Source organism: Polaromonas sp. P1_G4 (assembly GCF_056405475.1).
In genome coordinates this window covers 1-9417 of record NZ_JBFUCA010000128.1, presented here as the reverse complement: position 1 = coordinate 9417, position 9417 = coordinate 1, and the positions used below count along the sequence as shown (strand labels likewise).

The 9417-nt window shown below is 64.2% G+C and carries 7 protein-coding genes; 2 read left to right on the top strand and 5 right to left on the bottom strand.

Annotated elements, in window-relative coordinates:
- Nucleotides 1–67: 67 nt before the first annotated feature.
- Both AC1D1X_RS08670 and AC1D1X_RS08665 read right to left on the bottom strand, forming a co-directional pair.
- Nucleotides 68–1108, bottom strand: coding sequence for an NADP-dependent oxidoreductase (locus tag AC1D1X_RS08670; protein WP_477698139.1), 1041 nt, complete (start codon nt 1106–1108; stop codon nt 68–70).
- Entirely contained in the window at nt 1105–2352 is a 1248-nt protein-coding gene (locus AC1D1X_RS08665; RefSeq protein WP_477698138.1) for an MFS transporter, read from the bottom strand. The genes AC1D1X_RS08670 and AC1D1X_RS08665 overlap by 4 nt, the downstream gene beginning before the upstream one ends.
- Nucleotides 2353–2430: 78 nt before the next feature.
- Here AC1D1X_RS08665 and AC1D1X_RS08660 point away from each other — a divergent pair, with 78 nt between their 5' ends.
- Nucleotides 2431–3432 (top strand): AraC family transcriptional regulator, encoded by a 1002-nt coding sequence (locus AC1D1X_RS08660; RefSeq protein WP_477669991.1) that lies wholly within the window; start codon nt 2431–2433, stop codon nt 3430–3432.
- A 146-nt stretch (nt 3433–3578) separates the two neighbouring features.
- Here AC1D1X_RS08660 and AC1D1X_RS08655 read toward each other — a convergent pair whose 3' ends face one another.
- Both AC1D1X_RS08655 and AC1D1X_RS08650 read right to left on the bottom strand, forming a co-directional pair.
- On the bottom strand, nt 3579–4031 hold the full coding sequence (locus AC1D1X_RS08655; protein WP_477669992.1) for a cupin domain-containing protein: 453 nt from the start codon (nt 4029–4031) through the stop codon (nt 3579–3581).
- 11 nt (nt 4032–4042) lie between these two features.
- Complete coding sequence (locus AC1D1X_RS08650; RefSeq protein ID WP_477667405.1) at nt 4043–4441, bottom strand: tautomerase family protein; 399 nt, start codon at nt 4439–4441, stop codon at nt 4043–4045.
- 107 nt (nt 4442–4548) lie between these two features.
- Here AC1D1X_RS08650 and AC1D1X_RS08645 point away from each other — a divergent pair, with 107 nt between their 5' ends.
- Nucleotides 4549–5469, top strand: a complete 921-nt coding sequence (locus tag AC1D1X_RS08645; RefSeq protein WP_477669993.1) for a LysR family transcriptional regulator — start codon at nt 4549–4551, stop codon at nt 5467–5469.
- Nucleotides 5470–5688: 219 nt separating this feature from the next.
- On the opposite strand, the gene AC1D1X_RS08640 is transcribed toward AC1D1X_RS08645, so the two are convergent.
- Nucleotides 5689–9417, bottom strand: a 3729-nt coding sequence (locus AC1D1X_RS08640; RefSeq protein WP_477698137.1) for a beta strand repeat-containing protein, incomplete at its 5' end; no start/stop codon positions are given.

Sequence of the window (9417 nt, the reverse complement as noted above, 5' to 3'; positions counted from 1 at the left end):
GATTGCCATGAATAAAGTCCCCCTTGCAAGAGCCCAAGCCAAGCACCGGACGCCGTACCTATGCCAGCTACGCCTCCAGGCGTACGACGACCTTGCCGGAGTGCCGGCCCTGCAGCAGGTCTGACAGGGCGGCGGGCGCATTCAGCAGGCCATCTACAACGTGCTCCGATGCCTTGACCTGCCCACTGTTGACCCATTCGCCCATTTCACTGCGGAACACGTCAAAGCGCGCGCCATAGTGGTCAAGAATGATGAACCCCTGCACCCGCACCCGCTTTTGCAAAATGGYGGCCAGGAACTGCGGCAGTTGGTTGGGGCCGATTGAGCCTGCAGAGTCGTTGTAATGTGCGACAAAACCGCACACAGGCATACGGGCGCCAAGATTGAGGAGCGGAAGGACTGCCGACAATACGTCACCGCCGACGTTTTCAAAGTACACGTCAATGCCCGCCGGGCATGCGGCAGCAAGCTGTTCCCCAAACAATGGCCCGCGCCTGTCGACGCAGGCATCAAAGCCCAGATCGTCGACCGCCTGGCGGCACTTTTCGGCACCTCCGGCGATGCCTACCACGCGGGCGCCCTTGAGTTTCGCGATCTGGCCGACCATGGCGCCAACCGCACCGGTCGCCGCTGCAACCACAACAGTTTCACCAACCTTTGGCTGGCCGATGTCCAGCAGACCGACATGCGCTGTAAAACCCGGCATTCCGAGCGCGCCAAGCGCGAGGGATGGTCGGCCCATGTCATCCATCAACTGCAGGTCGCTCCCATCGCTCAGAGCGTAGTCCTGCCAGCCAGCGTTGGCGAGCACGAGATCACCAACGCGATATTTGGGATGCCTGGATTCGACGACACGGCTGACTGTGCCGCCCGGCATGGTGCCGCCTAGCGGAACAGGAGGCGCGTACCCCGGGCCGACTTTGTCCATCAGGTTGCGCATGTACGGGTCCAGCGAAAGGAACTGCGTTTGCAAGAGCACCTGGCTTTCGCCCACGTGCGGCACAGGCTCGGTCACAAGATTGAAGTCAGACGCAACGGGCAGGCCGCGCGGGTGCGCCGCCAAGGTAATGCGCCGATTGATGCTGGGGTCTGGTCTTGACTTTGTCATGACTGCCTCCGTGCATCGGTCGCTGCGGGGCCCGGGCCGTGCTGCCATGCCAGCAGGCCGCCCAGGGCTACAGCCACCATGGCAAATGCAGGGGCGCCGAGCGCTCCAGTCCAGTCAACGATGAGGCCGCCCGCGATGGCGCCCGTGGCGATGGCGATCTGGAACGCTGCCACCAGCAAGCCGCCCGCGGCCTCTGCCTGGTCGGGTGCGGCGCGCACGATCCAGGTCTGAAAGCCGACCGGAAACGCGCCGAATGYGAACCCCCACAGCGTCACCGCCACAGCGGTGACCACGGTGGAGCTGCCGCCAATGAGCAGCGCAGCCGCAAGCAAGGCGATCATCCCGCTGCCTGCGACGATCGCGTATCGCTCACTGCGCCCCGCCAGCCACCCCCCTGCAAAGTTCCCGAAGAAACCGCCGATGCCATAGCCCAGCAGCACAGCGGAAATCGCCGACACCGACAGCTTGGTCACGTCTTCAAGCACGGGCCGGATGTAGGTGAAGCCCGCGAAGTGGCCGGATATCACGAGCAACACGGCCAGCAGCGCAATTCGTACCGGTCCCCGCGTGAGCAGATCGCGCAGGCCTTTCAAGCTGGCTTTGTCACGCGGCGGCAGTGCCGGCAACGCGACCAGCTGCACAGCGAAAGCCAGCAAGCCGACAGCACCTGCCGCGACAAAAGCGCTACGCCATCCCCACACATTTCCCATCCATGCGCCAACGGGCGCAGCGCAGACGGTGGCAATGGACACGCCCGTCAACACGAGCGACATCGCGCGCGGGAAAAGCCGCTCCGGCACCAGGCGCATGGCCAGTGCCGCCGCCATGGACCAGAATCCACCGAGCGCAATACCGAGCACCACGCGCGCGACCAATAGCACCGCGAGCGAGGCAGCCGTCGCCGCCAACAGGTTGGATACAAACAGAAGGGCTGTGAGCGTCAGCAACACCCGCTTCCGATCGAAGCGCGCCGTCAGCAAGGGGATGGTTGGCGCGGCCACCGCACCGACAAGCGCGGTGGCCGTGACGGCCTGGCCCGCAGCGCCTGCCGTGACGTGCAGGTCAGCCGCCATGGCGGTCAGCAGGCTGGCCGGCAAGAATTCCGCAGTGACCAGGCCGAACACGCCAAGGGAAAGTGAAGCAACCGCCGCCCAGAGGGCGGCGGCTTCGCCAGGTGAATCGTTGCCAGGGGTCGCGCCAGCGGCCAGTGGATCGAGACAGGCAGAACAGGAAGTAGATGACATGAAATGTGAAGCCTTGTTGAGGACAGGGTTGCCAGCTTAGGCCTAGCATCGACACCTTTCCATGGCGAAAGAGCCGAAATGCTTGACGATTCCTCCAGAACTTTTACGCCCATCGTTCAGCCTCCTCACGAAAACGGGGGCCTGCCTGCCGCAGGCCCCGACCCCCTCACCAAAGTCCTGCTGGGCCTGCGCCTGGACGGCGTTGAGTACGGCCGCTGCCTGATGCACGCGCCGTGGGCGATTTCCTTTGCCGCGCAAGCTGCCGCACGTTTTCATTTCGTCGCCAGCGGAGATTGCTGGATGCATACGCAGCGGTCCGGGTGGATGGAACTGAAGGCCGGTGACGCAGTGCTGCTGCCCCGCAGCACCGCCCACACCGTGGCCAGCTCACCAGAAGTGCCGCCGGTGGATCTCGCGACTTTCGATCGCGAGCGGGTCGCAGACGACATCTATTTGTTGCGGGATGGAGCCCCCGCAGCGCAGACGCCATCCCACGTCATGTTCTGCGGCACCATGAAGTTCAACCTTGACCCTCTGCACCCATTGCTGGCCATGATGCCAGAGGTGATACGCGCCGGCGACCTGGCCCAACGCGACCCGGGTGTACCCATGCTGCTCGACGCGATGGAGCGTGAAGCCTCGCTCAACCGCATCGGCGCCTGCGGCATCCTGGCCCGCATGGCCGATGTGCTCGCCGCGAGCATCATCCGTGCCTGGGTGGAATGCGCTTGCAGCAACTCGACGGGCTGGATCGCAGCGCTGCGCTCGCCCGGCGTGGGCAAGGTGCTTGTCGCCATTCACGCGACGCCGGAGCAGGACTGGAGCGTGCCGGAGATGGCGAACATCATGGGTGCATCGCGATCACGTTTTGCCCAGGCATTCAAGGATTCGGTGGGCGAGAGCCCGGCCAGGTACGTGGCCCGCATTCGCATGTTCCAGGCCCGCAGCTGGATCATGCAGGACGGCATGCGTGTCACAGTGGCCGCTGACCGGCTGGGTTACGACTCGGAGGCCTCGTTCAGCCGGGCGTTCAAGCGAGTTATCGGCCACCCACCCAGCAAGGCCCGCAGTTCCATGTGACCAAGGCGTGTTGTGGTGCTGTGGCGCTGGAACTTCTCAGTTGGGCTTTGGTGCACATTTGCAATACGCCCGGCGCACAGAGCAATGAGCGCTGGCAAGGCCCAGTGAAGCAGGGCATGACCGTCGGCAATTCGTGAATCGCCCAGCTAATCCAGTGCGCGAGGCTGCACGCCGACTGCTGTGCAGTACCGGTGGTAGTCCGAGATCCGGTCGGCGGCGGTTATTTGCTGCAGTACGCTGTGGTGCGCTCCGAGGTATTCGACACTGCCCTTGACGACGACGTGCACCAGCAGATCCTCGTCCCCTACAGCTTCCCACCAGTCCACATTGCCGGCAGGCTCGTGAATGTAGTCCCCGACGCCCACCATGCGACCGTCGTTCAGGCGACGCTCGCCAACCAAGGTCAGGGCGTGAACCTCGCCAGTGTGCCGGTGTAAACCCAGCCGTGTGCCCGGCTTGAGTCGCATCAATTCGACCCAGCCTGAACCATCTGGCAGGAACTGGATCGGAAGTGACCATTTCCCTTCCCCTTCCGGGATCCAGGTGCTGAGTCCAGCCCGGCGCATAGCCGCGGCGACGATAGTGTTTGCTAGTTCCATGGCTCTGCCTCTTATTGGTCTGGATGTTGATGGCGGTATTCCTGGGTGCGGCCGCCATAGCCGTACGCGCTGCCGCGMACGTCTTGCACGTACACGTAGCTTTCTGGGTGCAGGTCTCCCAGGATGCGCCCGAACGCTTCGAATGATTCGGCGACAAACCGGGCCTTTTCGGCCTTGGTGTTGGTTTCGTCCACCACCTTGATGTCGAAGTAGAAGCTGGTCATCTTCAGTTCGGCCAGCGATTTCCCGGCGACAAACCAGTCGCGCGGATCGACATAGTCGATCACCACTGCGGTGAGATCACGTCGTTTTCCGAGCAAGCGGCTGGAAAGGTCCAGCAGCGTGTCGGTGACGAGTTGCGAGAGTTCTGGCGTACGGTTCGCCGAGATCTTGACATTGAGGATAGGCATGGTTGTTTCCTTTTTTGGGTTGGTGCCGCCACTTTAGGGCGAGCCACTACAGCCGGAAACCTCCATCCCGCATAATCGGTTTTGCTCGAAACGCAAAGGCAACCCCGATGAAACACTTCCTGCCGGACCCTGCGGACTTGCGGTGGCTGGTTCGCTCACTCGACCTCAATTCGTTCTCTGCGGCCGCCCGGGAGTTGGACGTGGCAGTCTCTGTCGTTACCCGAGGAGTCAACCGCCTTGAAACGGGGTACGGGGTCACTTTGTTGCGCCGGTCCACGCATGGGCTGTCAGCAACCGCCGAAGGCTTTGAGTTGGCGCAGGAAGCACGTGAACTGCTGGCGCGGATGGAGGACATCTCTGCCGCGGTGTCGAAACAGCGAAATCGCGTGGCCGGCGCGCTGCGACTGGCCTCAAGCCAGGAGATTTGCGAGGAACTGGTTGTGCCGCAGCTGGGCGCGCTGCGCGCGCGATACCCGGAGTTGCGCATCGAGGTGGTGGCCGATGACCGGGTTGCCGATCTCGTGACGGACGGGATCGATGTGGCCCTGCGCACCACAGTAGGCAATAGCGAGGCTGTGGTCGCCCGTGCCCTTGGCTCCTTTGAACGCCGCCTGTACGCCTCGCCTGAATATTTGCGCCAACATGGAGAACCCGCCGGCCCGGATGAGTTGGGCAGGCATCAGACGGTAACCCATACCGCGCAGGGGCCCGTTGTGACATGGGCGTTCCGCAAGGCCGGACGGAAGGTCGAAGCCACTGTCAGGTCACAGCTCGCCATGAATACCACGGCCCTGGTGCATCACGCCCTGGTGGCCGGGGCGGGCATCGGCATGCTGTCGGTTCCATTGGCGGCGGGGGACGTGGCCAAGGGCCTTTTGAAGGAGGTCTTGTCGCCTTACGCTTCCGGTATTACCCACACGATGTTCGCAGTGTCCTTGCCCAACCTGCGTAACGCGGCGCGCGTACGGGCTGTGATCGACTTCCTTCAGGCGGCCGCCCGCCGGCAGTGGGCCATGACTTGCACCTAGCGGAAACCGGCCTTGAACTCCAGCACCTGGAATGCTGCGCTTAAGGTTTGTTTTGATTCCTCATAACCTGCCCAAGAGGGGATGCAGACAAAAATTGGACTATCAGGAGGTAGTTCACGTATCCGTGCCAAGACAGGATTCGAGCGGTCGAGCTCTACATCAAGTCCGGAAAACCCGTGAGCCAATCATCCGTCAGCTGGGTTGCATGAATAAAGTCCTTCAGTTGGTGCTTTGAGCAAGCGCCGGCATGCGCATGCCCTCATCCACAATCGTTAGCGGCAGTTCACCGGCACAGTTGCCACGACCCGCCAGCGGGGTACACGCAGACAGCTGCCTGAACTCAGGCGCTGGCAGCGGCGTTTGCGCTTTTGCCTGCTGGTAGGGTGAGCCGCCGGTCGACCCTGCAGCCTGACCAGGCAGTAGTCCGGCCGTGATCAACAAGGTGCCGGGCGTGTAGTTGATCGTGTAGTTGCCATTGGCTGCCAGCAAACCCTGGTTGATCGCGTAATTGCCAGGCTGCTCGCCCGCCACGCGCTGCAACGCACCGCTCAGTACAGAGGCCGCGCTGTCGCCGGCCGCAAACGGCCCGGTGCGGTAAGTCAGCAAAGGGTCGGGCGTATAGACCTGTTTGGCCTGGTTATCGGCAATCACCGAAAGTGACGCTGGCGTAATGACACCGCTGTTGTTCGCGGCATAGCTGACGCTGTAGTTGTTGCCGCCATTACCGTCGTTCATGACCAGTCCGGCGGCAGTCAGCGTCTTGCCGCTGCCGGCATTTTTGTTGTCGAAGGTCTGCGTGGCTGCGCTGGCAACTGTGTCGTACAGCGCGCCGGTGACCACGGGCGCTGCTGCCGACGCGGTGGTGCCGTCGTAAACACGGTTGTCGGCCTGCGCGGTCACAGTCAGCGCGGCCGGGGTGATGCTGGCCGTGGCCGCCGCCTGACCGGTGATGGTGTAGTTACCCACGTCGGCGCCTGTGTAGCTGCTGCTGAGGGCGACGGCTTTCCCGCTGCCCACATGTTTGTCTGCGAAAGCGCCCGTGGCAGTTACCGCGAGATCGTCGTTGGTGATCAGGCCGGCGTAGCTTGCACCAGCCACGTTGACGGTAGCGGTCGCGTTGCCGTCGTAGACCTTGTCAGCAGCCGTGATGCCGCTGACCGTCAAGGCCTTGGGTGTGATGTTCGCCGTCGTCGTAGCCTGGCCGGTGATGGTGTAGTTGCCGACGTCGGCGCCCRTGTAGCTGCTGGCGAGCGTCACGGTTTTGCCATTGGCTACGTTTTTGTCGGCAAATCCGCCAGTGGCAGTGACCGCGAGATCGTCGTTGGCGATCAGGCCGGCGTAGCTTGCGCCGCTGGTGTTGACGGTAGCGGCGGTGCTGCCGTCATAAACTTTATCGCTGGCCGTAATGCCGCTGACCGTAAGTGCTTTCGGCGTGATGCTGGCCGTGGTCGCTGCTTGATCGGTGATGCTGTAGTTGCCAACATCGGCACCGCCATAACTGCTAACGAGCGTGACAGTTTTGCCGTTGGCTACATTCTTGTCGGCGAAAGTCCCGGTAGCACTAACGCTGAGTACATCGCCGCTCACTAGTCCTGCATAGTTGGCTCCGCTGCTATTGACGATAGCGGCAGTGTTGCCATCGTAGACCTTATCGCTGGCCGTGATGCCGCTGACGGTCAGTGCTTTGGGCGTGATGCTGGCCACCAGCCCGACCGGATTGCTGACGCTGTAGTTAGCGGCGTCGGCGCCAGACAGCAAGCCGCTCCCGCTCAGGTTTACCGCCTTGGCATTGCCAACATTTTTATCGGCGAAGCTGCCCGTCACTCCGCTCAGGCCGAGCGTCACAGCGTCGCCGCTTACCATTCCCGCCAGCGCCGCCGCACCAGTGTTCAGCGTGGCGGTGGTGTTGCCGTCGTACACCTTGTTGTCTGCAGTAAGGCCGCTGACCGTCAAGGTTTTAGGCGTGATGTTGGCGACCACCGCGGTCGGGCTGCTCACGCTGTAGTTGCCCGCATCAGTGCCAGACAACAAGCCCACCCCGCTTACTGTTACTGCTTTGGCATTGCCTACATTTTTATCGGCAAAGTTGCCGGTAGCGCTGCTCAAATTGACGGCAACGTTATCGCTGCCGAGCACGCCAGACAGCGTAGCCGCGCCGGTATTCAACGCGGCGATAGTGTTGCCGTCGTAGACCTTGTCGCTCGCCGTCACGCCGCTCACGGTGAGCGCGGCCGGCGTAATAGTCAGCAGGCCGCCCACAATATCCAGCCCCTGCTGGTCGGAAAACGCGGTGTAGGTGCCGACGTTGCGGCCACTGGCGGCAGTGCCGGTGCGCGTGCCCGAGGGCGCCACCACGCTGCCGGCCTGCGTCGCCGCGTTGTAAACCGTGTTCACATTGGCCACGTTTTGCGCCACCAAAAAGTTGCGCAGCAGCGGGCTGGTCATGCCTTCGTAGATGCGCCAAACGGTGGACGTGCCGCCTGTGGCACCCACGTCCCATCCGGCAAAGGTGGCCTGCTGGCGCATCTGCGCGGTCGTGCGGCCGGTGCCGGCAGCGCTGGTAGCCTGCCCCGTGGTGGCGGTGTCCCAGTAGCTGTTGGTGACCGTGCCGGAGGCCGAGCCGGCCAGCCCGCCCAGGGCGCTGGTGCCGCTGACGGCGCCGGTGGCGTAGGTCTTGTCCACCGTGCCGGCCACCACATCGCCGATCAAGCCGCCGACCTGGCTGCCACCGCTCACGCTGCCGCTCGCATAGGCATCGCTGAGCGCGCCGCTGTTGCTGCCGATCAGGCCGCCCACCGCGGTGCCGGTGCCGGTGACGGCCCCCGACGCGTAGGCGCCGCGAATCACGCTGGCAGCGTCGGTGACCCCGACCAGGCCGCCCACGCCGCCGGCACCGACCACCTCTCCCGTGGCATAGACGTTCGAGGTGGGAACACCCCCGGTGTTGACGCTATGCCCTATCAGGCCGCCCACCCGGCTGCCGGCACCCTCCACCCGGCCGGTGGCGTAGGCATTGCTGAGCGTCGCCTCAGCCGATCCGATCAGGCCGCCGACATCGCTGTTGCCCGTGTCGGTCGCCCGCACGGAGCCTTCGGCGTGCACGTTGCTGATGACGCCCATGGTTTGCCCGAGCAGTCCGCCGACGTTCGTGAGGCCTTGCACGTTGCCGGTCGCCACCGCGTTGGAAAGCTGTGCGTCGGCGTTGCCGATCAGGCCCCCGACCGACCTGCGGCCCGTGACGTTGCCGGTGGCCCGGACGTCGGAGACCGTGCCGCCGGCGTACCCCGCCAGGCCGCCGACGTTCGCGCCGGAGACGAGGCTGTCGCCCGCGACCGCACCGGTCGACCTCGACCGCGTCAGCGAGGTCCCCTCGAAGTTGCCGACCAGGCCGCCAACAAATGAATAGCCGCTCACGTCACCCGTCGCTTCCCCCTGGTCGATCGTCCCGCCGGCGACCCGCCCCACCAGGCCGCCGACGTTCGCGCCGGCATTGCCCACGGCGTTGCCTGTGTTGGTGACGGAGCCGGTGGCTGTGACGTTGCTGAGGTCGGCTCCCGTCGATCTGCCGATCAGCCCGCCGCTGTACTGCCGCTGGCTGGTGACGTTCGCGGTGGCGCGGGCGTTCTGGATGGCGCCGCCGCTGTGGTCGCCGATCAGTCCGCCGGTGTAATTGCCGGGTCCCTGCACGGTCACGGCGTCGGAGCGCGCGTCCGTCACCGCACCGGTGTTGCGTCCCACCAGGCCGCCCGTGTAGTCGCCGGTGGCGCTCACGTTGCCGGTCGCATAGACGTCAGCCAGCGCGCCAGTACTGTGCCCGACCAGCCCGCCGACGTACTGCGTGACGCCGGTGAGTCCCGTGGCCGTGACGGAGCCGGTGGCATACGAATTGGTGATGTCCCCCGAGTAGTTCTGGCCGACGAGGCCGCCAACCCCGGTATAGGTGGTGGT

Bases quoted from the DNA above. Each gene is read 5' to 3' on its own strand.
- AC1D1X_RS08660 (WP_477669991.1), top strand. From the start codon at position 2,431: ATGCTTGACGATTCCTCCAGAACTTTTACGCCCATCGTTCAGCCTCCT.
- AC1D1X_RS08655 (WP_477669992.1), bottom strand. From the start codon at position 4,031: ATGGAACTAGCAAACACTATCGTCGCCGCGGCTATGCGCCGGGCTGGA.
- AC1D1X_RS08645 (WP_477669993.1), top strand. From the start codon at position 4,549: ATGAAACACTTCCTGCCGGACCCTGCGGACTTGCGGTGGCTGGTTCGC.